The 25966-nt window shown below is 63.2% G+C and carries 26 protein-coding genes; 14 read left to right on the plus strand and 12 right to left on the minus strand.

The features are described from left to right. Positions 1-43 precede the first annotated feature (43 nt). Positions 44-595, minus strand: coding sequence for a superoxide dismutase family protein (sodC, locus tag RTH74_RS02000; protein ID WP_099522143.1), 552 nt, complete (start codon positions 593-595; stop codon positions 44-46). A 332-nt stretch (positions 596-927) separates the two neighbouring features. Between sodC and gcvH the strand changes: the two genes are divergently transcribed. The 4 genes from gcvH (at position 928) to gcvT (ending at position 6821) form a co-directional block, all read left to right on the plus strand. Continuing rightward, positions 928-1311 carry a glycine cleavage system protein GcvH gene (gcvH, locus tag RTH74_RS02005; RefSeq protein ID WP_017361715.1) on the plus strand — a complete coding sequence of 128 codons (384 nt, stop codon included), beginning with the start codon at positions 928-930 and terminating at the stop codon, positions 1309-1311. Positions 1312-1320: 9 nt separating this feature from the next. After that, a complete protein-coding gene (gene gcvP, locus RTH74_RS02010; protein WP_316913588.1) occupies positions 1321-4173 on the plus strand; it encodes an aminomethyl-transferring glycine dehydrogenase in 2853 nt (950 codons plus the stop codon). Between the two features lie 200 nt (positions 4174-4373). Continuing rightward, a complete protein-coding gene (gene glyA / locus RTH74_RS02015) occupies positions 4374-5627 on the plus strand; it encodes a serine hydroxymethyltransferase (protein ID WP_106733033.1) in 1254 nt (417 codons plus the stop codon). A 69-nt stretch (positions 5628-5696) separates the two neighbouring features. Beyond that, complete coding sequence (gcvT, locus tag RTH74_RS02020; RefSeq protein WP_316913589.1) at positions 5697-6821, plus strand: glycine cleavage system aminomethyltransferase GcvT; 1125 nt, start codon at positions 5697-5699, stop codon at positions 6819-6821. A gap of 168 nt (positions 6822-6989) precedes the next feature. On the opposite strand, the gene RTH74_RS02025 is transcribed toward gcvT, so the two are convergent. Next, a complete protein-coding gene (locus RTH74_RS02025) occupies positions 6990-7568 on the minus strand; it encodes an NAD(P)H-dependent oxidoreductase (protein ID WP_316913590.1) in 579 nt (192 codons plus the stop codon). Positions 7569-7646: 78 nt separating this feature from the next. Between RTH74_RS02025 and soxR the strand changes: the two genes are divergently transcribed. Continuing rightward, positions 7647-8105, plus strand: coding sequence for a redox-sensitive transcriptional activator SoxR (gene soxR, locus RTH74_RS02030; RefSeq protein WP_099522148.1), 459 nt, complete (start codon positions 7647-7649; stop codon positions 8103-8105). On the opposite strand, the gene RTH74_RS02035 is transcribed toward soxR, so the two are convergent. Further along, positions 8102-8455, minus strand: coding sequence for a 5-carboxymethyl-2-hydroxymuconate isomerase (locus RTH74_RS02035; RefSeq protein ID WP_316913591.1), 354 nt, complete (start codon positions 8453-8455; stop codon positions 8102-8104). The genes soxR and RTH74_RS02035 overlap by 4 nt on opposite strands. Positions 8456-8928: 473 nt before the next feature. Between RTH74_RS02035 and RTH74_RS02040 the strand changes: the two genes are divergently transcribed. After that, positions 8929-10191, plus strand: coding sequence for an OprD family porin (locus RTH74_RS02040; RefSeq protein ID WP_316913592.1), 1263 nt, complete (start codon positions 8929-8931; stop codon positions 10189-10191). A 177-nt stretch (positions 10192-10368) separates the two neighbouring features. Here RTH74_RS02040 and RTH74_RS02045 read toward each other — a convergent pair whose 3' ends face one another. Further along, on the minus strand, positions 10369-11496 hold the full coding sequence (locus RTH74_RS02045) for a M14-type cytosolic carboxypeptidase (protein ID WP_316913593.1): 1128 nt from the start codon (positions 11494-11496) through the stop codon (positions 10369-10371). A 154-nt stretch (positions 11497-11650) separates the two neighbouring features. On the opposite strand from RTH74_RS02045, the gene RTH74_RS02050 reads away from it, so the two are divergent. Beyond that, positions 11651-12187, plus strand: a complete 537-nt coding sequence (locus tag RTH74_RS02050; RefSeq protein ID WP_316913594.1) for a tetratricopeptide repeat protein — start codon at positions 11651-11653, stop codon at positions 12185-12187. Between the two features lie 81 nt (positions 12188-12268). Here RTH74_RS02050 and RTH74_RS02055 read toward each other — a convergent pair whose 3' ends face one another. The 4 genes from RTH74_RS02055 to RTH74_RS02070 form a co-directional block, all read right to left on the minus strand. Next, a complete protein-coding gene (locus RTH74_RS02055) occupies positions 12269-12691 on the minus strand; it encodes a nuclear transport factor 2 family protein (RefSeq protein WP_316913595.1) in 423 nt (140 codons plus the stop codon). Between the two features lie 22 nt (positions 12692-12713). Then, complete coding sequence (locus RTH74_RS02060; RefSeq protein ID WP_316913596.1) at positions 12714-13496, minus strand: DUF899 domain-containing protein; 783 nt, start codon at positions 13494-13496, stop codon at positions 12714-12716. Between the two features lie 32 nt (positions 13497-13528). Beyond that, positions 13529-13891: a YciI family protein gene (locus tag RTH74_RS02065; protein ID WP_316913597.1), complete on the minus strand. Its 363-nt coding sequence runs from the start codon at positions 13889-13891 to the stop codon at positions 13529-13531. 181 nt (positions 13892-14072) lie between these two features. Further along, positions 14073-14789, minus strand: coding sequence for a UTRA domain-containing protein (locus RTH74_RS02070; protein WP_099522155.1), 717 nt, complete (start codon positions 14787-14789; stop codon positions 14073-14075). Between the two features lie 316 nt (positions 14790-15105). On the opposite strand from RTH74_RS02070, the gene RTH74_RS02075 reads away from it, so the two are divergent. From RTH74_RS02075 to RTH74_RS02100, 6 genes are all read left to right on the plus strand, one after another. After that, positions 15106-16164 carry an ABC transporter substrate-binding protein gene (locus tag RTH74_RS02075; RefSeq protein WP_316913598.1) on the plus strand — a complete coding sequence of 353 codons (1059 nt, stop codon included), beginning with the start codon at positions 15106-15108 and terminating at the stop codon, positions 16162-16164. 147 nt (positions 16165-16311) lie between these two features. Continuing rightward, positions 16312-17118 (plus strand): alkaline phosphatase family protein, encoded by an 807-nt coding sequence (locus RTH74_RS02080; protein ID WP_316913599.1) that lies wholly within the window; start codon positions 16312-16314, stop codon positions 17116-17118. Beyond that, entirely contained in the window at positions 17115-17960 is an 846-nt protein-coding gene (locus RTH74_RS02085) for an ABC transporter permease subunit (protein ID WP_316913600.1), read from the plus strand. Before RTH74_RS02080 ends, RTH74_RS02085 begins: the two co-directional genes overlap by 4 nt. Beyond that, positions 17947-18744 carry an ABC transporter permease gene (locus tag RTH74_RS02090; protein WP_037004963.1) on the plus strand — a complete coding sequence of 266 codons (798 nt, stop codon included), beginning with the start codon at positions 17947-17949 and terminating at the stop codon, positions 18742-18744. The genes RTH74_RS02085 and RTH74_RS02090 overlap by 14 nt, the downstream gene beginning before the upstream one ends. After that, positions 18741-19727 (plus strand): ABC transporter ATP-binding protein, encoded by a 987-nt coding sequence (locus RTH74_RS02095; protein ID WP_316913601.1) that lies wholly within the window; start codon positions 18741-18743, stop codon positions 19725-19727. Before RTH74_RS02090 ends, RTH74_RS02095 begins: the two co-directional genes overlap by 4 nt. Further along, positions 19727-20380: an HAD family hydrolase gene (locus tag RTH74_RS02100; protein WP_316913602.1), complete on the plus strand. Its 654-nt coding sequence runs from the start codon at positions 19727-19729 to the stop codon at positions 20378-20380. The genes RTH74_RS02095 and RTH74_RS02100 overlap by 1 nt, the downstream gene beginning before the upstream one ends. Positions 20381-20497: 117 nt before the next feature. Here the strand turns inward: RTH74_RS02100 and RTH74_RS02105 are convergent, their stop codons facing one another. After that, positions 20498-21352 carry a LysR substrate-binding domain-containing protein gene (locus RTH74_RS02105; protein WP_099522951.1) on the minus strand — a complete coding sequence of 285 codons (855 nt, stop codon included), beginning with the start codon at positions 21350-21352 and terminating at the stop codon, positions 20498-20500. 143 nt (positions 21353-21495) lie between these two features. Here RTH74_RS02105 and RTH74_RS02110 point away from each other — a divergent pair, with 143 nt between their 5' ends. Continuing rightward, the gene (locus tag RTH74_RS02110; protein ID WP_099522162.1) at positions 21496-22338 is read left to right on the plus strand and encodes a bifunctional allantoicase/(S)-ureidoglycine aminohydrolase; all 843 of its coding nucleotides are present in this window, start codon (positions 21496-21498) and stop codon (positions 22336-22338) included. A 120-nt stretch (positions 22339-22458) separates the two neighbouring features. Here RTH74_RS02110 and ahpF read toward each other — a convergent pair whose 3' ends face one another. From ahpF to RTH74_RS02125, 3 genes are all read right to left on the minus strand, one after another. Next, positions 22459-24015 (minus strand): alkyl hydroperoxide reductase subunit F, encoded by a 1557-nt coding sequence (gene ahpF / locus RTH74_RS02115; protein WP_179545494.1) that lies wholly within the window; start codon positions 24013-24015, stop codon positions 22459-22461. A 153-nt stretch (positions 24016-24168) separates the two neighbouring features. Further along, complete coding sequence (gene ahpC, locus RTH74_RS02120) at positions 24169-24732, minus strand: alkyl hydroperoxide reductase subunit C (protein ID WP_099522164.1); 564 nt, start codon at positions 24730-24732, stop codon at positions 24169-24171. A gap of 155 nt (positions 24733-24887) precedes the next feature. Then, positions 24888-25850 carry a zinc-binding dehydrogenase gene (locus RTH74_RS02125; RefSeq protein WP_316913603.1) on the minus strand — a complete coding sequence of 321 codons (963 nt, stop codon included), beginning with the start codon at positions 25848-25850 and terminating at the stop codon, positions 24888-24890. Positions 25851-25966 lie beyond the last annotated feature (116 nt).

The raw sequence follows: 25966 nt of genomic DNA on the forward strand, positions 1-25966 counted from the left end.
CCTATTGGCGCCGCTAACCCACCCTACGGTTCTCGGCGTTGAGTCAGATCGGCGTGGTGCTGGTCGGCACCTTGATCACACCGCAGGCTACACGCGCCCCACCGCCGCCCAGCGGCTGCGGATGATCGGCGTGATTGTCGCCGCCGGCGTGAATCATCAGCGAGCGGTTATGCAGGTCTTCCAGACGCTTGAGTCGCGGTGCCAGCACCGGCTGGCTGGCGCTGCCATCCTCGATGACGAGCAGCGCCGGCAGGTCGCCGAGATGGGCATCGTCTTCCCAGGGGAAACCGTGGCGGCCAGCGTTCTGCGGGTCCCAATGGCCGCCTGCTGCGCCGGCCGGTGTCAGCTTGCCGTCCACTTCGGCTGCATTGCAGTTGGCCTCGGTGTGTACGTGAAAGCCATGCGCGCCCGGCTCCAGGCCCTGAAGATCGGGAGTAAACACCAGCCCATAGGGCGACTGGCTGATGGTCACGGTGCCGACAGGCGCGCCTGTGCCGTTTTCGGTGGCCTGTTCGAGGGTCACGGTGACCGTCTCGCTAGCCTGCAGGCTGGTGGCGCCGAGCAGTGCGAATGCCAGGGGGATCAGGGGTCTCATGGTCGGTTTATCTCCTTGTTTATAAAGCCTCCCAGTTACCGACCCCAATGCCCTTGAGCGGTTCCAGCCAGATGACGTATCGATATCATTACACCGTAACGATTAAGCAACAATCGGGCGAAAGCCGCGCCGCGTCTGGTGCGACTTCGACTTTTCCATTTGCGACGCCCGGTTTCGTAGCGATATCGTTCCAGAGGACTGTATACAACCACCAAAAATATAGTTAAGTTACTGATTTTATTGACTATTTATACATTGGCACCGGCATTGCAAACGCTCCCGCAACCTGCCCGCCACCTAGAAGCGGACACCATTACCCCTGAGGATTTGACATGAGCGAGTTGCGTTTCACCGCCGATCACGAATGGCTGCGTCTGGACAACGATGGTCTGGTTACCGTCGGCATCACCCATTACGCCCAGGACGCGCTCGGCGACGTGGTGTATGTGCAACTGCCGGAAGCCAAGTCCTACGCCCAGGGCGAGGAAGTGGCCGTGCTGGAGTCGGTGAAGGCCGCCAGCAACATCGTCATGCCGCTGGACGGCGAGATCGTTGAAATCAACGCCGACCTGGAAGGTAGCCCGGAACTGGTAAACGAGTCGCCGCTGGACAAGGCCTGGTTCTTCCGCATGCGCCTGGCCGACAACGCCGTGCTGGCCGACCTGCTGGACAAGGCCGGCTATGATCGTCTGTTGAACGCCAACGCCGACGCCTGAGTGACCGCCATGACCAAGCTCGATACCCAGAACGAATTCATCGCCCGCCACATCGGCCCGCGCGATGCCGACACCGCCGCCATGCTCGAACTGCTCGGCTACGACTCGGTCGACGCGCTGACCGGTGCCGTGATCCCCGAGAGCATCAAGGGCACCAGCATCCTCGGCGAGCAGCCGGGCCTGTCGGAAGCCGACGCGCTGGCCAAGATCAAGGCCATCGCCGCCAAGAACCTGCAGTTCAAGAACTACATCGGCCAGGGTTACTACGGCACCCACACGCCGAGCCCGATCCTGCGCAATCTGCTGGAAAACCCGGCTTGGTACACCGCCTACACCCCGTACCAGCCGGAGATTTCCCAGGGCCGTCTGGAGTCGCTGCTGAACTTCCAGACCCTGGTCAGCGACCTCACCGGCATGCAGATCGCCAACGCATCGCTGCTGGATGAAGCCACCGCTGCTGCCGAAGCCATGACCTTCTGCAAGCGTCTGTCGAAGAACAAGGCTGCCAACACTTTCTTCGTGTCCCAGCACTGCCACCCGCAGACCCTCGACGTGCTGCGCACCCGTGCCGAGCCGCTGGGCATCGATATCGAAGTCGGCGACGAAGCCGCCATCACTGACGCCAGCGCCTACTTCGGCGCCCTGCTGCAGTACCCGGCAAGCAACGGTGACATCTTCGATTACAGCGCCCTGGTCGAGCGTTTCCACGCCGCCAACGCCCTGGTGGCCGTGGCCGCCGACCTGCTGGCCCTGACCCTGCTCACCCCGCCGGGCGAGTTCGGCGCCGACGTCGCCCTGGGCAGCGCCCAGCGCTTCGGTGTGCCGCTGGGTTTCGGTGGCCCGCACGCCGCCTACTTCGCCACCCGCGACGCGTTCAAGCGCGACATGCCGGGCCGCCTGGTCGGCATGTCGGTCGACCGCTTCGGCAAGCCGGCCCTGCGCCTGGCCATGCAGACCCGCGAGCAGCACATCCGCCGCGAGAAGGCCACCAGTAACATCTGTACCGCCCAGGTGCTGCTGGCCAACATCGCCAGCATGTACGCCGTGTACCACGGCCCGAAAGGCCTGACCGAGATCGCTCAGCGCGTGCACAGCTTCACCGCCATCCTCGCCCTGGGCCTGACCAAGCTGGGCCACAGCGTCGAGCAGCAGCACTTCTTCGACACCCTGAGCATCAAGACCGGCGCCAAGACCGCCGAGCTGCATTCCAAGGCCCGTGCTGCCGGTATCAACCTGCGCGAGATCGACGCCGAGCGTCTGGGCCTGTCGTTGGACGAAACCACTGACCAGGCCGCCGTCGAGGCGCTGCTGAACCTGTTCGCTGCTGACCAGGCCGCCCCTGCCGTCAGCGATCTGGCCGCCCAAGTCGCCAGCCGCCTGCCGCAAGGCCTGCTGCGCCAATCGGCGATCCTGCAGCATGAAGTGTTCAACCGCTACCACAGTGAAACCGAGCTGATGCGCTACCTGCGCAAGCTGGCCGACAAGGATCTGGCTCTGGATCGCAGCATGATCCCGCTGGGCTCCTGCACCATGAAGCTCAACGCCGCCAGCGAGATGATCCCGGTGACCTGGCCGGAGTTCGGCAATCTGCACCCCTTCGCTCCGGTCGAACAGGCTGCCGGTTACACCCAGCTGACCACTGAGCTGGAAGCCATGCTCTGCGCCGCCACCGGCTACGACGCCGTGTCGCTGCAGCCCAACGCCGGTTCCCAGGGCGAGTACGCCGGCCTACTGGCCATCCGTGCCTATCACCTGAGCCGTGGCGACGATCAGCGCGACATCTGCCTGATCCCGCAGTCGGCCCACGGCACCAACCCGGCGACCGCCTCCATGGCTGGTATGCGCGTGGTGGTGACCGCCTGTGATGCACGCGGCAACGTCGACATCGCTGATCTGAAGGCCAAGGCCGAAGAGCACAAGGATCGCCTGGCCGCGATCATGATCACCTACCCGTCCACCCACGGTGTGTTCGAGGAAGGTATCCGCGAGATCTGCCAGATCATCCACGACAATGGCGGCCAGGTTTACATCGACGGCGCCAACATGAACGCCATGGTCGGCCTCTGCGCCCCAGGCCAGTTCGGCGGCGACGTCTCCCACCTGAACCTGCACAAGACCTTCTGCATCCCGCACGGCGGCGGCGGCCCGGGCGTCGGCCCGATTGGCGTCAAGTCGCACCTGGCGCCGTTCCTGCCGGGCCATGCGCACATGGCACGCAAGGAAGGTGCAGTCAGCGCCGCGCCGTTCGGCAGCGCCAGCATCCTGCCGATCACCTGGATGTACATCACCATGATGGGCGGCAACGGCCTCAAGCGTGCATCGCAGATGGCGATTCTCAACGCCAACTACATCGCCCGTCGCCTGGAAGAGCACTACCCGGTGCTGTACTCCGGCGAAGGCGGCCTGGTAGCGCACGAGTGCATCCTCGACATCCGTCCGCTCAAGGACAGCAGCGGCATCAGCGTCGACGACGTGGCCAAGCGCCTGATCGACTTCGGCTTCCACGCCCCGACCATGTCCTTCCCGGTGGCCGGCACCCTGATGATCGAGCCGACCGAGAGCGAGTCCAAGGAAGAGCTGGATCGCTTCTGCGACGCCATGATCGCCATCCGTGAAGAAATCCGCGCGGTCGAGCAGGGCCGTCTGGACAAGGACGACAACCCGCTGAAGAACGCCCCGCACACCGCCCTGGAGCTGGTTGGCGAATGGCACCACGCCTACAGCCGCGAGCAGGCCGTGTACCCGCTAGCGACGCTGATCGAGGCCAAGTACTGGCCGCCGGTTGGCCGCGTGGACAACGTCTACGGTGACCGCAACCTGGTCTGCGCCTGCCCGTCCATCGAGGCGTATCAGGACGCGTAAGCGCGCTTGTCTCCCCTCTCCCATTTATGGGAGAGGGGCCGGGGGAGAGGGTAAAGCGGTTGTCTACGCAGCCCCCTCTCCCTAACCCTCTCCCCGAGGGGAGAGGGAACCGTTCTTCGCTTCATCCAGTTTCTTTCGGCTCCCCCTTCACCGGGGCGGGCTGACTTCATCCCGAGAAAAACGATAAAGAGGGCCTCACCATGTTCAGCAAGCACGACCAACTGCAAGGCTATGACGACGCCCTGCTCGCGGCGATCCAGGCCGAAGAACAGCGCCAGGAAGACCATATCGAGCTGATCGCCTCGGAGAACTACTGCAGCCAGCGCGTCATGCAGGCGCAAGGCAGCGGCCTGACCAACAAGTACGCCGAAGGCTATCCGGGCAAGCGCTACTACGGTGGCTGCGAGCACGTGGACAAGGTCGAGGCGCTGGCCATCGAACGCGCCAAGCAGCTGTTCGGCGCCGACTACGCCAACGTCCAGCCGCACTCGGGCTCTTCGGCCAACAGCGCCGTGTACCTCGCGCTGCTCAATGCTGGCGACACCATTCTCGGCATGAGCCTGGCCCACGGCGGCCACCTGACCCACGGCGCCAAGGTGTCGTCCTCGGGCAAGCTGTACAACGCCGTGCAATATGGCATCGACGAGAACGGCCTGATCGATTACGACGAAGTCGAGCGCCTGGCCGTCGAGCACAAGCCGAAGATGATCGTCGCCGGCTTCTCGGCCTACTCGCGCGTGCTGGACTTCCCGCGTTTCCGCGCCATTGCCGACAAGGTCGGTGCGCTGCTGTTCGTCGACATGGCTCACGTGGCCGGTCTGGTCGCGGCCGGTCTGTACCCGAACCCGGTGCCGTTCGCCGACGTCGTCACCACCACCACGCACAAGACCCTGCGCGGCCCGCGTGGCGGTCTGATCCTGGCGCGCAAGAACGAGGAGATCGAGAAGAAGCTCAACTCCGCCGTCTTCCCCGGCGCCCAGGGCGGCCCGCTGATGCACGTGATCGCGGCCAAGGCGGTGTGCTTCAAGGAAGCGCTGGAGCCGGGCTTCAAGACCTACCAGCAGCAAGTGATCGACAACGCCCGCGCCATGGCCGCGGTGTTCGTCGAGCGTGGCTATGACGTGGTTTCCGGCGGTACCGACAACCACCTGATGCTGATCAGCCTGGTCAAGCAGGGCCTGACTGGCAAAGCGGCCGACGCGGCGCTGGGCGATGCCCACATCACCGTGAACAAGAACGCCGTGCCGAACGATCCACAGTCGCCGTTCGTCACCTCCGGCATCCGTATCGGCACCCCGGCGGTGACCACTCGTGGCTTCAAGGAAGGCGAATGCCGCACCTTGGCCGGTTGGATCTGCGACATCCTCGACGACCTGGAAAACCCGGCCGTTATCGAGCGCGTGCGCGGCCAGGTCGCCGACCTGTGTGCCACCTACCCGGTCTACGCTGACTGATACCCGACTTACCACGGGCCGCGCGGCGGCCCCAACCGGTGCGCGCGGCGCACCCAACAGGAAATCGACATGACCACTGAAACTCTCGCCAAGACTCCGCTGCACGCCCTGCATCTCGAACTCGGCGCGCGCATGGTGCCCTTCGCCGGCTATGACATGCCCGTGCAGTACCCGCTGGGCGTAATGAAGGAGCACCTGCACACCCGCGACGCCGCCGGCCTGTTCGACGTCTCGCACATGGGCCAGATCCTGCTGCGTGGCGAGAACGCCGCGCGCGCTCTGGAAACCCTGGTGCCGGTGGACATCATCGACCTGCCGGTGGGCATGCAGCGCTACGCCATGTTCACCGATGCCCAGGGCGGCATCCTCGACGACCTGATGGTCGCCAACCTGGGTGACGACACGCTGTACCTGGTGGTCAACGCCGCCTGCAAGGATCAGGACCTGGCGCACCTGAAGAAACACATCGGCGAGCAGTGCCAGATCGAGTGCCTGTTCGAAGAGCGCGCCCTGCTCGCCCTGCAAGGCCCGAAAGCGGTCGACGTGCTGGCCCGCCTGGCCCCTGAAGTGAGCAAGATGACTTTCATGCAGGTCGCCCGTGTGCGCCTGCTGGGTAGCGAATGCATCGTCAGCCGCAGCGGCTATACCGGTGAAGACGGCTTCGAGATTTCCGTCGCCGTCGATCAGGCCGAAGCCCTGGCGCGCAGCCTGCTGGCCGAAGTGGAAGTCGAGGCCATCGGCCTCGGCGCGCGTGACTCGCTGCGCCTGGAAGCCGGCCTGTGCCTGTACGGCCACGACATGAGCAGCGCCACCACGCCAATCGAAGCCAGCCTGCTGTGGGCGATCTCCAAAGTGCGCCGCGCTGACGGCGAGCGTGCCGGCAACTTCCCGGGCGCCGAGCGCGTGTTCGAGCAGCAGCAAAAAGGCGCGGCGCGCAAGCGCGTCGGCCTGCTGCCGCAGGAGCGTGTACCGGTGCGTGAAGGCGCGGAAATCGTCGATGCCGACGGCACCGTGATCGGCCAGGTATGCAGCGGCGGCTTCGGCCCGACCCTCGGCGCGCCGGTGGCCATGGGTTACGTCAATGCCAGCCACGTCGCCATCGATAGCGATGTCTGGGCCGTGGTGCGCGGCAAACGCGTGGCGATGAAAGTGGCCAAGACCCCGTTCGTGCCGCAGCGCTACTACCGCGGCTGATTTGCTCACTTTCCCGCTCGAGGGAAAGGGCAATGACGTAGGGCGGGTGAAACCCGCCGTATGGATCTGGCGGGTTGCACCCGCCCTACGCGCCGCCAATCTCGTAGCCCGAATGCAACCTGGGGATGCCCTGAAAAGCTCCCGAATTGCCTCCGGGCTACGTCGTTTCTACCCCCTGATCCGCTCATAGGGCACCCGCTCGCGCCCGGCACGCAGCGTCTGCGCCCACCAGTTCAACTGCACCAGCGTATGCGCCAACGCCGAGTTGGCGTGCCGTGGTTCGCTCAACTGGCCCTGCTCATCGAACTGCTCCCAGGCATTGGTGAAGCACACCGAGCTACGCACCGTCATCGCATGCAACTCCGCCAGCACCTGACGCAGTTGCTCCACCGCGCGCAGCCCGCCGGACACCCCGCCATAGCTGACGAACCCCACCGGCCGTGCGTCCCAGGATGCCGGCACCTCGTCAATGAACTGCTTGAGCGCCGCCGGGTAGCCGTGGTTGTACTCCGGGGTGACGATCAGAAAGGCGTCGGCACGCAGCAGTTGCTGTAGCGACTGATGGCGTTGCGCGGCGAGCTCCTGCGCCTCGCCGGGCTGGCGAAACATCACGGCCGGGTCGACCAGGCTCAGCTCGAATTCGCTGCGCTGCTCGATCTGTTCCCGCGCCCAGGCCACCACCTGGTCGCAGAAACGCTCTTCACGCACGCTGCCGTAAATCAGTACCAGTCGGATGCGGTCCTGCATGGAAATACCCTCGGTGTTGTCGATCAAGGCCTGTGAGGGTAAAACCTCAACTTAACTTTAGGTCAACAGGAATTTTCCATGGACACGCACCGCTCCTTCCACGAACGCCCACTGACTGTCGGCCAGGTAGCCGAGCGCAGTGGCGTGGCGGTTTCCACGCTGCATTTCTACGAGACCAAGGGGCTGATCCACAGCCAGCGCAATGCCGGCAATCAGCGGCGTTATCGGCGTGATGTGCTGCGCCGCGTCGCGCTCATCAAGGTGGCGCAGCGCCTGGGCATTCCCTTGGCCGATATCGGTGTGGCGCTGAGCACACTGCCTTGCGATCACATACCCACGGCAGCGGACTGGCAGCAACTGTCGGCGCAATGGCAACGCGATCTGGACGCGCGTATCGAGCAAATGACGCGACTGCGCGACCAGCTCACCGGTTGTATCGGTTGCGGTTGCCTGTCGATGCAGGACTGCCCACTGCGCAACCCCAGCGACGAACTCGGCGCACAGGGTGCTGGCGCGCGTTTGCTCGAAACGGATTAATCGTCCAGGCAGTTGCGCCTGTTGCTGAACACCTCGCGGCGGATGTCGCGCACATCCAGGGAGATCGCCGGCACCTGCGGCAGGCGCTCGACCAGTGCGCGCACGACGCGCCGCGACAGCGCCCGCTTATCGTCATCGCTGCGACCGGCCAGCACGTAGAAGATCAGGTGCACGAACATTCCCTGCTCGCCGCCGACGCAGTGGTGCTCGTACAGACTCAGGCGCACCTTGACCTCGCCGGGCTGGAACAGTCCCGTGTCAGCCGCCTGATCATGCACCAGTTGCACCAGCTCCTGCGGCGCGATCAGCTCACTCAGCTCGCGGGCGGCTTCGATCAGGCAATGCGGCATGGATAAACCCTTGATGTAAGTGAATTTGTCATACGTTATCACACAACAAATTCGATACCAGATGGTTTACCGGCTCTGCGCTAAACACCCTCGGCATAGCCGATAGCGCCGCTACATGGGGAAAGACCACTCAGACTTTCGTCTAGCCATACGTTGACAAGCGACAAAAAGGCTGTCGATAATCCAGCAAGTTGTATGACGACATATGACAACGATAACAACAATAATCAGGGCCATAACATGACTGTCCTCGCCTCTCCCTCAGTACAGCAGCCCCTCGCCTGCTCGCCCCCCATCGTTGCCACACGCCATAGCACCGGATTCGCCGGCGGCTGATTTCAGCCACCAGCAATGACCGGCCGCGTTCGGCCGGGCTATCGCCCTCTACGGGGCAAACACAACATTCCCATCATGCAGGTCCTGATGCAGACCGGCAGGGGATGGTTCGTTCAAAAACTGGGAGCACAACAACAATGACCGCACGCAACATCATTCCATTGGCCCTGCTCGGCAGCACGGCTCTGGCCCTGGTTATGCCGACCGCCACGCACGCTGCCGGCTTCATCGACGACGCCAAAGTCACCCTCGGCCTGCGCAACTACTACTTCAACCGTAACTTCCTCAACCAGACTCAGGGCGGTCAGGGTCAGGCCGAAGCCTGGACCCAGAGCTTCATTCTCGATGCCCGCTCTGGCTACACCCAAGGCACCGTAGGCTTTGGCCTCGATGTACTGGGTCTGTACGCGGTGAAACTCGACGGTGGCCGTGGCACGCCGGGCAGCCAGTTGCTGCCGGTACATGACGATGGGCGCCAGGCCGATGACTTCGGTCGTACCGCCGTGGCCGCGAAAGCCAAGTTCTCCAAGACCGAGCTGAAGGTCGGCGAGTGGTTCGCCGTGCTGCCGATCCTGCGTGCTGACGACGGCCGCTCGCTGCCGCAAACCTTCCAGGGTGCGCAGGTCACTTCCAACGAAATCGACGGCCTGACCCTGTACGGCGGCCAGTTCTGGAAGAACAGCCAGCGTCATGATGCCAGCCGCGAAGAAATGGCTTTCAACTCGGGTACCGGCTTTGGTCTCGTGGAAGGTGATGACTTCAACTTCGCCGGTGGTGAGTACCGCTTCAACGGTAACAACACCATGGTCGGCGTCTGGCACGCTCGCCTGGAAAACGTTTACCAGCAGAGCTACGCACAACTGACCCACAGCCAACCGGTTGGTGACTGGGTACTGGGCGCCAACCTCGGTTACGTCACTGGTAAAGAAGAAGGCTCGGCCAAGGCCGGCGACCTGGACAACAAGGTGTATCAGGGCGCGTTGTCCGCCAAGCGCGGCAACAACACCTTCACCGTGACCTACCAGAGGCTCAGCGGCGATACCAAGTTCATGCGTATCGACGGCGCCAGCGGCGGCTTGCTGGTCAACGATGGCTTTACCAATGCCTTCGACGCCCCGGAAGAGCGCTCCTGGCAGGTTCGCCATGACTACAACTTCGCTGGTATGGGCATTCCAGGTCTGACCCTGATGAACCGCTATACCAGCGGCTCCAACATCCACACTGGCGGCCGTACCGATGCCGAAGAGTGGAGCCGTGAGTCGGAGCTGGCCTACACCATCCAGGAAGGTACGCTGAAGAATCTGAGCATCCGCTGGCGTAACTCCGACCTGCGTCGCGACGTAGGTGCTGATCTGCACGAGAACCGTCTGATCTTCAACTATCCGCTGTCGATTCTGTAATACCGGACGCATCACTGCGTCCTATTGACTCCTGTGTGTTAACGGCACTTTACGCCCGTCCTCGTGACGGGCTTTTTTTGCCTGTATCCCAGGGCTGGGACCTGCGCCGCTGAATGGCTGTAGGGTGCGCCGTGCGCACCGGCTTGTTGCGTGGAGCAGCGGTGCGCACAGCGCACCCTACCTCAGGGTCGCAGCCATCTGCGCCAACACCGTGAGCACATCGCGCCCCAGCTTCTGCGAGCGCGCGCCGTTCCAGCCGGTGCGTGGCTGCGGGCTATCGTCATGGTCCTTGAACGGCATCTCGATGGTGAACGACAGGCAATCGAAGGCCTGGCCAACGGCGTTGCAGGCCAGAGTCAGGTTGGCCTGGCTCGGCTCATCACGCGGATAACCGAAGCGGGTCTGGAACTCGGCGCCGATAGCAACCAGACGACTGCGGAAGTCTTCTTCCAACGCGGCCAGCCGTGGGGTGTAGCCCGGATTGCCCTCGCAACCGGCGGTGAACACATGAGGAATTTCCTCGTCGCCATGAATATCGAGGAACAGATCGACGCCAATACGTTGCATATGCTGCAGCACGAACAGCACTTCGGGGCTGCGCTCGGAACTGGCGGACTGCCAGGCACGATTGAGATCCTGCCCGGCGTAATTGGTGCGTAGGTGACCACGATAGGCGCCGTCCGGGTTCATGTTCGGCACCAGATAGAACTCGGCCTCGCGCAGCAAGGCGACAACCTCGGCATCCTGCGGATTCTGCAGGCGCTCGATCAGCCCTTCCATGAACCATTCGGCCATGTGCTCGCCCGGATGTTGTTGGGCGATGATCCACAGTTTGCGCGGCGCGCCCGTCTGGCCACCGATACGTAGCAACTGGATATCACGGCCTTCCAGACTTCTGCCGCTGGCCACCAATTCAGCGCCGCGCTCCAGCGCGTTGGCAATCAAACGTTCATGCCGCGCTCGCGGGTAAGGCTCGAAATAAGCGAACCAGACGCGCTCATGCTCGGCCTGCAACTCGAAGTGCAACTGGCCGTCCTGATAGCGGGTCGGCACGCGAAACCAGTCCTGCTGGTCGTAACTGGCCACGGCCTGGTAACCGTCCCAGGCGCGGTTGTAGGCCGACTGCCCGGCATTGGTCAGGTTGAAGCCGTGGCGTTGCCCCAGCTGGAGGCCCTCGACCTGAAAGTGAAACCACTGGAAATGGTGGCTGTTGAGGTCCGGGCGCATGGCCAGCAAGACGCGCTGCGGGTCACTGGCGTCGATGACCTGGATATTGCCACTGTCGAAATCCGCACTGATTTTCATGACTGCCTCGTAAGCGAAATCAGCGCTCAGGATTGCAGCTCATGGCGCGAGTGTGAAGTCGCACCGCGACAGACTGATCAACGACAGCGAACTATGGTGGCCAGGGTCAGCCTAATAGCGACTTGCCCTGTTTCTCGCCTACGGAGTTTCTGCCATGCCCAGCCCGATCAACCTGCGTCACGCCACCACCGCCCTGCTCGCCCTCGCGCTACTGGCGGGCTGCGCCGGACGTGAACCCGATTCCACCGCGCCGGAAGAACAGCCGCAGGTCGACCAGCCCATCACCCAGACCGAACAAGACCAACTGCGCCAGCAGGCCCAACGCGGTGATCTGGAAAGCCAGTTCCAGCTCGGCAGCAGCTACTTCGTCGGCCAGCCGGAAAAGAACATCAAGCAAGCCGAGTACTGGTGGAAGCAGGCCGCAGACAAGGGTCACTCCATGGCTGCGGTCAGTCTTGCCTACCTCTATACCGGGCGTGACGCACCGGAGCTCGCCAACCAGCGCGATATGCTCAAGTACCTCAACCAGTCAGCCGCTGCGGGCAACCCGATGGCGCAGCATGTGCTGGGCAACCTTTACCGACGCGGCGAAGGCGGCGTAGCACGTGACCCCGACCAGGCCCAGCGCCTGTACCAGAGTGCCTGCCAGCAGAACTACGAGCTCTCCTGCACGGCGCTGGGTCGTCAGTAACTCGTTGCCGCAGAGCCAACTCGCGCGCGTGCCCTGTTACAACGCAGCATGGCAAACGCGCAGCAGGCTTTGAACGGGTTATCAGGGCTGCAGGTCGAACAGCGCCTTGCCGCTTTCCATATCGCAAGGCGCGGAGAAGTGCTCGTGAAAGATCAGCCAGCGACCGCCTTGGCGGCGCAGGCACTGAGTCACGCGCATCCAGCAGGTCTCCAGTTCGCCCTTGTCATTGGTGCCGCCGCAGTGCAGCAGGTAATGAGTGACGCCAAGATCGCCGTCGGCGGTAAACGTCGGCTCGTGCGGCTCGAAACGGCCTTCGCCGCTGCACATTTCCATGCAGGCCTGCCAATGCGCCTGGTATGCCGGGCGCCCCTGGAAGCGCAGCGGCCCCACGGCATCGTAGGCGACCACGCCGTCCATGTAGTGGCCCATGATGCGCGCCACATCCTTGCTGCGGCAGGCTTCGGCCCAGCTGTTCAGTGCATCTTGCAGTTCATGCTGACTCATGTGGTTTCTCCTTCGCTGAGGTTCAGGCCTTATGGCCACAGCAGTCGTGGGTGGGCGCGCGCTGTTCGTACTCATCGTGCAGACGCGTCCAGTTGAGCCCCTTGCCGTCCAGATCGGGCATGCCGTCCCAACCCTCGCTGCGGCCAAAAGGCGTGAAGTCGAGGAAATGGAAGCTGCTCATCAGGATCTCCACGCCTCGGCCATAGGTGGAATAGGTGTGATAGATGCGCCCAGCGTCACGCAGGAACACGCTGACGCCGGGCTGCTCGCCCTGGACGTGGTAGTTCAACCCCAGGCGCTGCAACTCGTCCTTGTCGCGGTAGTTGTATTCGACGGGTGCAACCTGCTCGTCGGTGGTGGCGTGGTAGTCGTAGTTGAAGCGGCTGCCGTACGAGCTGTACCAGGGCAGCGTCCAACCCATGCGCCGCTTGAAGGCTTCGAGATCGGCCAGCGGCGCCCGCGACACCAGCACCAGATTGGTGTCGCGGGCGTGCAGGTGCGATTGATGGCCGATGTTGTCCACCAGGCAGGAGCAGCCGTCGCAGCCCTCGCCACGGTCCATGTGATACATGAAGTGGTAGACGATCAGTTGGCTGCGCCCGTCGAACAACGCCCCCAGGCCGACTTCACCTTGCGGGCCCTGAAAGCGGTAATCCTCCTCAACCAGCACCATGGGTAAGGCACGGCGGGCACGGTTGAGCGCATCGCGCTGGCGGGTCAGGGCCTTTTCCTGTTCGAGCAGTGCCTTGCGCGCGGCCAGCCATTGCTCACGCGTGGCGACTTCGGGGATATAGCGGCGGTCCATGAAGGTTCTCCTGCCGAGTTAATGAGGACGGCTCAGTGCTGTGCAGCCGGGTCGACATCCAGTTGGCGAATCGGCCGCACTTCCACGCAGCCGACACGGGCGGCGGGAATATCTCCGGCCAGCTGGATGGCCTCGTTGAGATCCCGTGCCTCGATCAGATAGAAGCCGGCGAGCTGCTCCTTGGTTTCGGCGAAAGGGCCATCGGTGATGGCCAGCTTGCCGCCACGCATGCGCACCGTGGTGGCGCTCTGCACCGACTGCAACGCCTCGGCTGCAAGCATGCGCCCGCTCTCCTGCACACGCTGGGCGTAGGCGTGGCACTCACTGTCATGCGGGCTGTTGGGGGAGCTGTGCAGCTCCTGTTCGTTGGCGTAAACAAGGCAGAGGTATTTCATGGCGCGCTCCAGTTCCTCGACGGTGGATACTGGATAGTCGAACGCAGCGAGCGCGTTTCGACATTGGCCGGAAAAATATCGTCGAGGCCGACGAACGGTCGGGTGTGCCGCGCGCATCAGCCTTCCCGGCTTGCGCACTGGCGATTAGACGTCGCCAGCCACCTAGATGCGCACGGCGCCCCTATTCCGGCACTTCGACGCTGACGTGAATGGCGTCGTGGCGCCAGAACTCCAGGTCGCAGTCGATGATGCGCCCGTGCTGGTCGCGGTTGACCCGGGTGATGCGCAGCGCCGGACTGCCCGGCGCCACCTTGAGGCTGGCAGCGGCCTCGGCATGTAGCGCGGTGGGCACCATGTCGAAACGCACGCGGCCATAGTGAATGCCGTACTCGCTGGCATAGAGGTCGGTCAGCGAACGCGTCAGGTCGAACTCGAGAATGCCGGGGAAGTAAGCCGGATTCAGATAGTGCTCGACATACAACACCAGACGCCCGTCGATACGCCGCGCGCGGCACACCTGATAGACGCTCGACAACGCCGGCAACTCCAGCACCTGGCAGATCTGCGCGGGGGCCGGCATCAAGCGCGCACTCAGGACGTCGGTAGCCGGCACTCGCCCCTGCTCGGCGACCATGGCATGAAAGTGGGTACGCACCAGGGGGTTGTAGGCCACCCGCGTAGGTGAAACGAACCAGCCACGGCGCTCCTCGCGATAGACCAGCCCCTGCGCCTCCAACTGGCCGAGCGCCTCGCGCAGGGTAATGCGCGTGGTGTCGAACAACTCACTGAGCTTGCGCTCGGCCGGCAACTTGCTGCCGGAGGGCAACAGGCCTTGGTCGATCTGCTCCTGTAACGCGCGGCAGATGATGGTGACGGCCCGTGGCGCTTCTTCGCGCATCAAAATTTCCCCTTTTGGACTAGTCCAGCCCCATCACGGGGCAAAAGTCACTTGCTCAGACGGGTTACAAGACTAGGCAGTCTAGATGACTGATAGATGACAAGCGTCCTGCAAGCACGCCGCATGCCATCGCCACATCCACTCGCAGCCCGCTAAATCAGGGACTTATCCATGGTCTACGCTTGATGAGTGCGCCAGCTGACTGCACCTAGACATCTGCCACTTTTGGCCGGACATAAAACTGTCATTGAAGGCGCTTAGATTGGCTCGGGTATTGCTGATCTAGACCAACACTCTCACTGCAAAGGAGTTTCCAATGAAACAACTGCTGCTGGCTTCACTGATGGGCTCGGCCATCGCCCTGGCGACTTCCGCCATGGCCGAAGGCACCGACTTGCAGGCACTGGAAAAGGCCGCACGCGCCGAAGGCGCGGTGAATAGCGTGGGTATGCCCGACAGCTGGGCCAACTGGAAAGACACCTGGACCGACCTGACCAAACTCTACGGCCTCAAGCATCAAGACACTGACATGAGCTCGGCGCAGGAGATCGCCAAGTTCGCCGCCGAGAAGGACAACGCCACCGCCGATATCGGCGACGTCGGCGCCGCCTTTGGTCCTATCGCAGTGCAACAGGGTGTGACCCAGCCGTACAAGCCGAGTACCTGGGAACAGATCCCGAGCTGGGCCAAGGACGCCGATGGCCACTGGATGCTGGCCTACACCGGCTCCATCGCCTTCATCGTCAACAAGCAACTGGTCAAGGATGTACCGAAATCCTGGGCCGACCTGAAGAATGGCAAGTACCGCGTCGCCATCGGTGACGTCAGCGCTGCAGCCCAGGCCGTCAATGGCGTGCTGGCTGCCGCCATCGCCAATGGCGGTGACGAGAAGAACATCCAACCCGGCCTGGACTTCTTCGCCACCATCGCCGAGCAGGGCCGCCTGTCGCTGTCCAACCCGACCATCCAGACCCTGGAAAAGGGTGAAGTGGAAGTCGGCATCGTCTGGGACTTCAACGGCCTGTCGTACCGCGACCAGATCGACCCCAACCGCTTCGAGGTGCTGATCCCCTCCGATGGTTCGGTGATCTCTGGCTACACCACCATCATCAACAAGTACGCCAAGAACCCCAACGCGGCCAAGCTGGCGCGTGAGTACATCCTCTCCGACGCTGGCCAGATCAACCTGGCCAAAGGCAATGCCCGACCGATCCGCGCCGAGCACCTGACCCTGCCGGCCGAGGTGCAGGCCAAGCTGCTGCCTAACGAGCAATACGCCAAGGTCAAGCCAATCGCCGACGCGGCTGCCTGGGAAACCACCTCCAAGGCACTGCCACAGATGTGGCAGGAGAACGTGATCATCAATATGGAATAACCCGGGCTCGGTGGGAGGCGCTTCAGCGGCGACAGTCGCGGCTGAAGCCCCTCCCACAAGCTGCTCCCGCAGCCCATACCTGCAGGAGCGGCTGGGCGGCATTCCGCTTCAGCCGCGAAACGCTTCCATCGTTTTTCAGGATTCCCCATGCCTTCCAAGGTCATCCTCGTCGTGCTCGACGGCCTTAGCCACTCGGTGGCGCAACACGCCATGGGCCATCTGCACGCCTGGTGCGACGCTGGCCGCGCGGCCTTCTACCGCCTCGACTGCGAGCTGCCGGCACTGTCGCGCCCGCTCTACGAGGCCATCCTCACTGGCGAGCGCCCCATCGACAGCGGCATCGTGCACAACGATGTTTCGCGTCTGTCGCGCGAACGCAGCCTCTTTCATTACGCCCGCGATGCCGGTCTGAGCACCGCCGCCGCGGCCTATCACTGGGTCAGCGAGCTGTACAACCGCTCGCCCTTCGTCGCCGTGCGCGACCGGCATACCTGCGATGAATCGCTGCCGATCCAGCATGGCCACTTCTATTACGCCGACCACTACCCGGACTCGCACCTGTTCGTCGACGCCGAGAGCCTGCGTTTGCAGCACACGCCAGACCTGCTGCTGGTGCACCCGATGAACATCGACGACGCCGGCCACAAGCACGGCCTGGACAGTTCCCAGTACCGCAACGCCGCACGGATGGCCGACGTGCTGCTGGCGGACTACCTGCAGAACTGGGTCGATGCCGGCTATCAGGTGCTGGTCACCGCCGACCACGGCATGAACGTCGACCGCTCGCACAACGGCCTGCTGCCAGAAGAGCGCCAGGTGCCACTGTTCGTCATCGGCGACGCCTTCAGCCTCGATGCCAATGCGCGCCCACGCCAGCTCGAACTGTGCGGCAGCATCTGCCAGTTGCTCGGTGTCCCGCACGACAAACCCTACTGCGCGGAGTTGCTGAAATGAGCGCGCCATCCTCCCTGCGACGCTGGCTGCCGCTGTTGTGCCTGCTGCCCTTCACCCTGTTCTTCGTGGTGTTCCAGGTGGCGCCACTGGTGTGGGTGGCGGTCAACAGTCTGAACAGCCCAGCTGGCTGGGGCCTGGGCAATTTCGAGAAGATCTTCGCCTCCAGGTTCTATATGCAGGCGATCAAGCACAGCCTGGAAATCGCCTTCTGGTCGAGCCTGTTCGGCATGGCCATCGCCATCCTCGGCAGCTACTCGCTGCGCCAGGTGGACTCGAAGCTGCGCGACTTCGTCATCGCCTTCTCCAACATGACCAGCAACTTCGCCGGGGTGCCGCTGGCCTTCGCCTTCATCATCCTGCTCGGCTTCAACGGCGCGCTGACCCTGCTGCTGATCCAGCTTGGCCTGATCGAGGGCTTCAACCTCTACTCGAAGAACGGCCTGATCGTGCTCTACACCTATTTTCAGATTCCGCTCGGCGTGCTGCTGCTCTACCCCGCCTTCGACGCCCTGCGCCAGGACTGGCGTGAGTCCGCAGCCTTGCTCGGTGCCGGCACCTGGGACTTCTGGCGCCACATCGGCCTGCCGGTGCTGACCCCGGCGCTGCTCGGCACCTTCGTCATCCTCCTGGCCAATGCCCTGGGCGCCTATGCCACGGTGTATTACCTGACCACCGGCAACTTCAACGTACTGCCGATCCGCATCGCGGCGATGGTCTCCGGCGACATCTCGCTGGACCCGAACCTGGCCAGCGCCCTGTCGATGATCCTGGTCGGGCTGATGGTACTGATCACCGCCGTCCACCAGTTGCTGCTGAAAAGGAGCCAGCATGTCACGCGCTGATGCCCCCACCGCCAGCCTCTATCACCGTATCGTGGTCTGGCTGCTGTTCCTCATCCTGCTGCTGCCGCTGGCCGGTACCCTGCTCTACTCGCTATCCACCAGTTGGTCGGCGACCATCCTGCCGGACGGCCTGACGCTGAAGTGGTACGCCGCGCTGTGGAGTGATGAGCGCTTCCTGCGCGCCTTCGGTCAATCGCTGCTGGTGTGCTTCGGCGCCCTGGCGTTATCAGTGGTGTTGATCCTGCCGCTGATGTTCGTGGTGCATTACCACTTCCCCAAGCTCGACACGCTGATGAACGTGCTGATCCTGCTGCCGTTCGCCGTGCCGCCGGTGGTGTCCTCGGTAGGCCTGCTGCAGCTCTACGGCTCCGGGCCACTGGCGATGACCGGCACGCCGTGGATTCTGCTTGGCTGCTACTTCACCATTGCCCTGCCGTTCATGTACCGCGCCATCGCCAACAACCTGCAGGCGATCAACCTGCGCGACCTGATGGACGCTGCTCACCTGCTTGGCGCCAGTACCTGGAAGGCGGCCTTTCTGGTGGTGCTGCCGAACCTGCGCAAGGGCCTGATGGTGTCGTTGTTCCTCTCCTTCAGCTTCCTGTTCGGCGAGTTCGTCTTCGCCAACATGCTGGTGGGCACCCGCTATGAAACCCTGCAGGTGTACCTGAACAACATGCGCAACAGCAGCGGCCACTTCAACAGTGCACTGGTGATTTCCTACTTCTTCTTCGTCCTGGTATTCACCTGGGCGGCCAACCGTTTGAACAGGGACAAGGCATGAGCTTGCTGAGCATCCATAACCTGCATAAAAGCTACGGCGACACCCGTATCTTCAGCGACATCAACTGCGAGATCGGTCAGGGCGAGTTCGTCACCCTGCTCGGCCCCTCCGGCTGCGGCAAGTCCACCCTGCTGCGTTGCATCGCTGGGCTGACTGACGTCGACGGCGGGCAGATCAATCTCGGTGGCGAAGACCTGGTGCCCCTACCGCCGCAAAAACGCGGTATCGGCATGGTGTTCCAGAGCTATGCGCTGTTCCCCAACATGAGCGTGGCGCAGAACGTCGCCTTCGGCCTGCGCATGCAGAAAGTGGCCAGGGACGAAAGCGAGCAGCGCGTGCGCGAGGCTCTAGAGATGGTCGAGCTGGGCGACTTCGCCGCGCGCTATCCGCACCAGCTCTCCGGCGGCCAATGCCAGCGCGTGGCCCTGGCCCGCTCGCTGGTCACCCGCCCGCGCCTGCTGCTGCTCGACGAGCCGTTGTCGGCTCTCGATGCACGTATCCGCAAACACCTGCGCGAACAGATCCGCGCCATCCAGCAGGAACTGAACCTGACCACCATCTTCGTCACTCACGATCAGGAAGAAGCGCTGACCATGAGTGATCGTATTTTCCTGATGAATGCCGGCCAGATCGTCCAGAGCGGCGACGCCGAAACTCTCTACACCGCGCCGGTGGATGCCTTCGCCGCCGGGTTCATCGGCAACTACAACCTGCTCGAGGCCGATGCCGCCAGCCGCCTGTTGCTGCGCCCGGTCAACAGCCGTGTAGCAATCCGCCCGGAGGCGATCCAGATCGGTGGGGTGGGAATCGAAGGCACCATTGTAAGCCACAGCCTGCTGGGTAACGTCGTGCGCTACCGGGTCGAGGTCCGCGGCGTGCAACTGCTGGTGGACGTGCTCAATCGCTCCGCCGCCGACCTGCACCACAATGGCCAGAGTGTCAGCCTGGCCATTGGTGCCGATGCGATCCGGGAGGTGGCGTGATGGCCCTGGCGATTTTCGACCTCGACGAAACCCTGATTCATGGCGACTGCGCCAGCCTGTGGACACAGGAAATGGTCAAGATCGGCTGGGCCGATGGCGAGTCCTTCCTGGCCCACGAGCAGGAACTGATGCGTCAGTACGCCGCCGGCACCCTGGCCATGGAGGATTACATGGCCTTCACCCTTTCGCCCCTGGTTGGCCGCACGCCCGAGGAGGTCGCCCATGTGGTCGAACCCTTCGTCGAGGACGTGATCGAGCCGATCTTCTACAGCGACGCCAGCCGCACCCTGGCCACGCACCGCGCCGCCGGCGACCGCTTGCTGGTGATCTCCGCCTCGGCGCATTTTCTGGTCAGCGCCATCGCCGAACGCTTCGGCATCGACGAGGTGCTAGCCATCGATTTGGAGCTGCAGCACGGCTTCTATAGCGGTCGCACCGAAGGCGTGCTGACCTATCGCGAAGGCAAGGTGACACGTCTGCATGCCTGGCTCGCCGAGCAGAACGAAAGCCTCGTTGGCGCCTGCTTCTACTCCGACTCGCGCAACGACCTGCCGCTGCTGCAGTTGGTCGACAAGCCCTTCACCGTCAACCCCGACCCGACTCTGCGCGCCCATGCCGAGCAGGCTGGCTGGCCGATTCTCAGTTGGCGCTGAGCCTGTCGTAAGGTGTCGCGGAGCCGCCCAGGCCGTGCGCACCGGCGTCCGTCGACGTGTACGCGAAACACTGGTTTCAAGGTGCGCATGGCGCACCCTACCCGGCCCCGTGACGCCCTATTGGCTCATGATCCCTTCGCAGGCCTCGATCAACGCCGCCGCCAGTTCCCGTGCATAGCCGGGCAACTGGTTGCGCGCATGCAAGGCCACTTCCACCGGCGCCACCGGGGCGAAGCCTTCGGCCTCACCCAATTCGCGGTGCGCAGCGGTGATCAACCGGCGCGGCAGCAGGGTCAGGCCCAGGCCTCCTTCGGCCGCGGCGCTGACGCCGGGCAAACTGCTGCTGACATAGGCGATACGCCAGGGCTTGCCCATGGCATCCAGCGCGTGGGTCATCTCCAGGCGATACAGGCCGTTAGGGGGAAACACCGCCAGTGGCACCGGGTTGCGCGCCAGCACCGGGCGCGCGCGGCTGTCGAGCCAGGCCACCGGCTCAGCCCAGCTGGCCAGGCCCTTGGCACTGCCGGCGCGCTGCTTGATCAACGCCAGGTCCAGTTCGCCGGCATTGAACGCGCGCCAGACGTCATGACTGAGGCCACTGGTGATCTCCAGGCGAATGCCCGGATGCGCGTCGGCGAAATCGGCCAGATAAGGGGTCAGGCTATTGGCGGCGAAATCGTCCGGCACGCCGAGGCGCACCTCGCCTTCCACCGCACTTTGCCCCAGCGCCAGCATGGCTTCGTCCATCAGTGCGACGATGCGGTTGGCGTAACCCAGCAGGCGTTCACCCTCGGTGGTTGTCACTACGTAGCGGCCACTGCGGTCGAGCAGCTCAGCACCGAGCTGCTCCTCCAGGCGCCGCACCTGCTGGCTGACCGTGGACTGGGTCAAGTGCAGGCTGGCAGCCGCACGGGTGAAGCCACCGGTCTGCACAACGGTCAGAAAACTGCGTAACAACACCGGATCGAGCATAGCGCCATCCATCATGAAACCCACTGACAGGCATTCTACTATTTAATTTCCGAATCCAGCCGCGAATTCCTATAGTGCATGGGAGCCAATTTTCCGCTCGGGGATCGAACCCCGAGCCCTTCACCCGCCGAGGCAACCTCTCGATGAGCAAATCGCCCTACTACTACGCACCGCATGGCGGTCACCCAGGTCAGGATCAACTGCTGACCGACCGCGCCATGTTCACCGAAGCCTACGCCGTGATCCCCAAAGGCGTGATGCGTGACATCGTCACCAGCCACCTGCCGTTCTGGGACAACATGCGCATGTGGGTCATCGCTCGCCCGCTGACCGGCTTCGCCGAGACCTTCTCGCAATACATCGTCGAAGTCGGCCCGAACGGCGGCAGCGACAAGCCTGAGCTGGACCCGACCGCCGAAGGCGTGATCTTCGTCGTCGAAGGCACCTGCGACCTGAGCCTCAACGGAACCCAGCACGCCCTGCGTCCTGGCAGCTACGCCTTCATCCCGCCAGAAAGCGATTGGTCGCTGCGCAACAACGGCAGCGAAGCCGTGCGCTTCCACTGGCTGCGCAAGGCTTACCAACCGGTCGAAGGCGTGCCGTATCCGGAAGCCTTCGTCACCCACGAGCAGGACATCGAGCCGATCGTCATGCCCGGCACCGAAGGCCGCTGGAGCACCACGCGCTTCGTCGAGATCAGCGACATGCGCCATGACATGCACGTCAACATCGTCAACTTCGAGCCAGGCGGCGTGATTCCGTTCGCCGAAACCCACGTCATGGAACACGGCCTGTACGTGCTGGAAGGCAAGGCGGTATATCGCCTGAACCAGGACTGGGTCGAGGTCGAGGCTGGTGACTTCATGTGGCTGCGCGCCTTCTGCCCGCAGGCCTGCTACGCCGGCGGCCCGAGCCGCTTCCGCTACCTGCTGTACAAGGATGTGAACCGCCAGATGCCGCTGACCCTGGGCGGCCTGAAGCGCTGATGATCGGAGAGCTTGTGGGAGGGGCTTTAGCCGCGAAGCTGTCGCCGCTAAAGCGCCTCCCACAGATACACCAACGACAAAGGCCACCCGAAGGTGGCCTTTGTCGTTCCAGCGTTGCGATCAGCTATGGCGGATCAGGTGGTCGAAGGCGCTCAGCGATGCCTTCGAACCTTCGCCCATGGCGATGACGATCTGCTTGTACGGCACAGTGGTCACGTCACCGGCAGCGAACACGCCAGGGATGTTGGTCGCGCCCTTGGCGTCGACGATGATCTCGCCGAAGCGGTTGAGCTCCACGCTCCCCTTGAGCCAGTCGCTGTTGGGCAGCAGGCCGATCTGTACGAAGATGCCTTCCAGCTCGACGGTGTGCAGCTCCTCGGTGGTGCGATCCTTGTACACCAGGCCGTTGACCTTCTGGCCGTCGCCCTTGACCTCGGTGGTCTGCGCGCTCTTGATCACGGTCACGTTAGGCAGGCTGCCCAGCTTCTTCTGCAGTACGGCATCGGCACGCAGGGTGTCGGCGAATTCCAGCAGGGTCACATGGGCGACGATGCCAGCCAGGTCGATGGCCGCTTCGACCCCGGAGTTACCACCGCCGATCACCGCCACACGCTTGCCCTTGAACAGCGGGCCGTCGCAGTGCGGGCAGAAGCACACGCCCTTGGCCTTGTATTCCTGCTCACCAGGCACGCCCATCTCGCGCCAGCGTGCGCCGGTGGAGAGAATCACGGTCTTGGCCTTGAGCGAAGCGCCGTTCTCGAACTTCACCTCGTGCAGGCCGCCTTCGCTGCTGGCCGGCACCAGCGCCGAAGCACGCTGCAGGTTCATCACGTCGACTTCGTATTCCTTGACGTGTTCTTCCAGGGCGCGCACCAGTTTCGGGCCTTCGGTCTCTTTCACCGAGATGAAGTTCTCGATGGCCATGGTGTCGAGTACCTGACCGCCGAAGCGCTCGGCAGCAATCGCGGTACGAATACCTTTACGCGCGGCGTAGATGGCCGCTGCAGCGCCGGCTGGGCCACCACCGACCACGAGCACGTCGAAGGCGTCCTTGGCGCTCATCTTCTCGGCGTCGCGGTTGGCCGCGCCGGTATCGATCTTGGCGAGGATTTCCTTCGCGTCCATACGGCCGGAAGCGAAGACCTCACCATTCAGGTAGATGCTCGGCACGGCCATGATCTGGCGACGCTCGACTTCGTCCTGGAACAGCGCACCGTCGATGGAGACGTTGCGGATATTGGGGTTGAGCACGGCCATCAGGTTCAGCGCCTGAACCACATCCGGGCAGTTCTGGCAGGAGAGCGAGAAATAGGTCTCGAACTCGAACTTGCCTTCGATGCTCTTGATCTGCGCGATGGTATCGGCGTCCAGCTTGGACGGATGGCCGCCCACCTGCAGCAGCGCCAGCACCAGCGAGGTGAACTCGTGACCCATGGGGATACCGGCGAAGGCAACGCCAGTGTCTTCACCCGGACGATTCAGGGCGAAAGACGGACGGCGGGCATCGCTACCGTCGGTCTTGAGGGTGATCTTGTCGGTCAGACCGACGATGTCCTGGAGCATGCCCAGCAGTTCCTGAGATTTCGCGCTGTCATCGAGGGACGCGACGATCTCGAACGGCAGGGTGACCTTTTCCAGGTAGGCCTTCAACTGGGCTTTAAGATTGGCGTCCAACATGGCGGAAATTCCTCAAATACGAAAATTCGGGCAATAAAATGCCCGGACGGATCGCGCCCGGGCATCGGGCACCACAAGGGCCGGTTACTGGCCCAAACAGCGCAGAGTTGGTCCTTTCCGATCTGAGACAGGCCGGAAAGGAAGTCGGCAGATTTAGATCTTGCCAACCAGGTCCAACGACGGAGCCAGAGTGGCCTCGCCTTCTTTCCACTTGGCCGGGCAAACCTGACCCGGGTTAGCGGCGGTGTACTGAGCGGCCTTCAGCTTGCGCAGGGTCTCGGAGACGTCGCGAGCAATTTCGTTGGAGTGGATTTCAACGGTCTTGATCACGCCTTCCGGGTTGATCACAAAGGTGCCACGCAGAGCCAGACCTTCTTCAGCGATGTGCACGCCGAAAGCGTTGGTCAGCTGGTGGGTCGGATCGCCGATCAGCGGGAACTGTGCTTTGCCAACGGCCGGCGAAGTTTCGTGCCATACCTTGTGCGAGAAGTGGGTGTCGGTGGTCACGATGTAGACCTCGGCACCGGCCTTCTGGAACTCAGCGTAGTTGTTGGCCGCGTCTTCGATTTCGGTCGGGCAGTTGAAGGTGAAGGCAGCCGGCATGAAGATCAGCACGGACCACTTGCCTTGCAGGCTCTGCTCGGTGACTTCGATGAATTCGCCGTTGTGGAAAGCGTTAGCCTTGAACGGCTGAACTTGAGTATTGATCAGGGACATCTCTGACTCCTTCTGAGGTTTCTGTGAGGGTTTGAAATCTACAGGACGTATCTTAGCGACCTAACGAAAAAAAGCTTATTGATTACGGCCATGATATTGATTGAATGAGCCAATCACTGGCCGAGCCCGCGCCAGACGCGGGCTGGAGCTCTCGCTCAGGCAAGATCGGGGTCGATAAGCAGCGCGATTTTACCCGCAACCTGATTACCGGCGAGTGTCTCGAACGCCACTTCGCTGTCTTTGAGGGGGAAACTGCGCTCAAGTTGCGGCTTCAATCGCCCTTCGGCGAACAGCGGCCAGACCTGTTGCTGCAGATCGTGCAGCAGGTCGGCCTTGAACGAGTCGTCACGATTGCGCAGGGTCGAGCCGATCAATTGAATGCGCTTGCCGAGGACCTGAGCCAGGTCCAGGGTGGCCTCGCGCCCGCCCATCAAACCGATATTGATCCAACGGCCATCACGGGCCAGCAGCTCCAGATTGAGTGCCGCGTACTGCCCGCCGACCGGATCGAGAATCACATCGAACGGCCCGAAATCGCGCAGCGCTTGCAGGTCGTCACCACGCAGAGCACCGCCCTGAGCACCGAGCGCCTCGCAATAGGCCAGTCGTTCTGGCGAGCCAACGCTGACCCAGCATGGGCTGCCGAATGCCTTGCAAAGCTGGATCGCTGCCGAACCGACGCCACTGGCGCCGGCATGCAGCAGGACTTTTTCACCCGGGCGCAGGGCGCCGAGCTGGAACAGATTGAGCCAGGCCGTGGCGTAAACCTCCGGCACTACAGCAGCCTCGACCAGGCTCAGCCCCTCGGGCACCGGCATGGCGTGGCGTGCATCGAGCACCACCTCCTCGGCCATACCACCGCCAGCGAGCAGACAGCAGACCCGATCACCCACCTGCCAGGCGCTGCCGGCGCCGACCTCGACAACCACACCCGAACATTCCAACCCGAGCGCCTGGCTCGCGCCTGGAGGCGGCGGATAGAGCCCGGCGCGTTGCAACAGATCAGCCCGATTGAGCCCAGCGGCGGCCACCTTCACGCGAATCTGTCCTGCGTCACAGGTCTGCGCCGGTTGTTCCAGCCACTGTGCACGCCCTTCGACGCCTTGCAATGCCTTCATGCTGCCTCCATAGTGCAAGTGAACCGAGCCCAGCGCTGACCGCTGGGCTTTTGTCTAGCGCCAACGGAACCTGGCGCCCTCAGATACGGCCTAATATGCGTTATCACCTGCCACTA

This window comes from Pseudomonas sp. zfem001 (assembly GCF_032621725.1).
Lineage (GTDB): Bacteria > Pseudomonadota > Gammaproteobacteria > Pseudomonadales > Pseudomonadaceae > Aquipseudomonas > Aquipseudomonas sediminis.

Coding starts and splice junctions, on each gene's coding strand:
- sodC (WP_099522143.1), bottom strand. CDS start 595: ATGAGACCCCTGATCCCCCTGGCATTCGCACTGCTCGGCGCCACCAGC.
- gcvH (WP_017361715.1), top strand. CDS start 928: ATGAGCGAGTTGCGTTTCACCGCCGATCACGAATGGCTGCGTCTGGAC.
- gcvP (WP_316913588.1), top strand. CDS start 1,321: ATGACCAAGCTCGATACCCAGAACGAATTCATCGCCCGCCACATCGGC.
- glyA (WP_106733033.1), top strand. CDS start 4,374: ATGTTCAGCAAGCACGACCAACTGCAAGGCTATGACGACGCCCTGCTC.
- gcvT (WP_316913589.1), top strand. CDS start 5,697: ATGACCACTGAAACTCTCGCCAAGACTCCGCTGCACGCCCTGCATCTC.
- RTH74_RS02025 (WP_316913590.1), bottom strand. CDS start 7,568: ATGCAGGACCGCATCCGACTGGTACTGATTTACGGCAGCGTGCGTGAA.
- soxR (WP_099522148.1), top strand. CDS start 7,647: ATGGACACGCACCGCTCCTTCCACGAACGCCCACTGACTGTCGGCCAG.
- RTH74_RS02035 (WP_316913591.1), bottom strand. CDS start 8,455: ATGCCGCATTGCCTGATCGAAGCCGCCCGCGAGCTGAGTGAGCTGATC.
- RTH74_RS02040 (WP_316913592.1), top strand. CDS start 8,929: ATGACCGCACGCAACATCATTCCATTGGCCCTGCTCGGCAGCACGGCT.
- RTH74_RS02045 (WP_316913593.1), bottom strand. CDS start 11,496: ATGAAAATCAGTGCGGATTTCGACAGTGGCAATATCCAGGTCATCGAC.
- RTH74_RS02050 (WP_316913594.1), top strand. CDS start 11,651: ATGCCCAGCCCGATCAACCTGCGTCACGCCACCACCGCCCTGCTCGCC.
- RTH74_RS02055 (WP_316913595.1), bottom strand. CDS start 12,691: ATGAGTCAGCATGAACTGCAAGATGCACTGAACAGCTGGGCCGAAGCC.
- RTH74_RS02060 (WP_316913596.1), bottom strand. CDS start 13,496: ATGGACCGCCGCTATATCCCCGAAGTCGCCACGCGTGAGCAATGGCTG.
- RTH74_RS02065 (WP_316913597.1), bottom strand. CDS start 13,891: ATGAAATACCTCTGCCTTGTTTACGCCAACGAACAGGAGCTGCACAGC.
- RTH74_RS02070 (WP_099522155.1), bottom strand. CDS start 14,789: ATGCGCGAAGAAGCGCCACGGGCCGTCACCATCATCTGCCGCGCGTTA.
- RTH74_RS02075 (WP_316913598.1), top strand. CDS start 15,106: ATGAAACAACTGCTGCTGGCTTCACTGATGGGCTCGGCCATCGCCCTG.
- RTH74_RS02080 (WP_316913599.1), top strand. CDS start 16,312: ATGCCTTCCAAGGTCATCCTCGTCGTGCTCGACGGCCTTAGCCACTCG.
- RTH74_RS02085 (WP_316913600.1), top strand. CDS start 17,115: ATGAGCGCGCCATCCTCCCTGCGACGCTGGCTGCCGCTGTTGTGCCTG.
- RTH74_RS02090 (WP_037004963.1), top strand. CDS start 17,947: ATGTCACGCGCTGATGCCCCCACCGCCAGCCTCTATCACCGTATCGTG.
- RTH74_RS02095 (WP_316913601.1), top strand. CDS start 18,741: ATGAGCTTGCTGAGCATCCATAACCTGCATAAAAGCTACGGCGACACC.
- RTH74_RS02100 (WP_316913602.1), top strand. CDS start 19,727: ATGGCCCTGGCGATTTTCGACCTCGACGAAACCCTGATTCATGGCGAC.
- RTH74_RS02105 (WP_099522951.1), bottom strand. CDS start 21,352: ATGCTCGATCCGGTGTTGTTACGCAGTTTTCTGACCGTTGTGCAGACC.
- RTH74_RS02110 (WP_099522162.1), top strand. CDS start 21,496: ATGAGCAAATCGCCCTACTACTACGCACCGCATGGCGGTCACCCAGGT.
- ahpF (WP_179545494.1), bottom strand. CDS start 24,015: ATGTTGGACGCCAATCTTAAAGCCCAGTTGAAGGCCTACCTGGAAAAG.
- ahpC (WP_099522164.1), bottom strand. CDS start 24,732: ATGTCCCTGATCAATACTCAAGTTCAGCCGTTCAAGGCTAACGCTTTC.
- RTH74_RS02125 (WP_316913603.1), bottom strand. CDS start 25,850: ATGAAGGCATTGCAAGGCGTCGAAGGGCGTGCACAGTGGCTGGAACAA.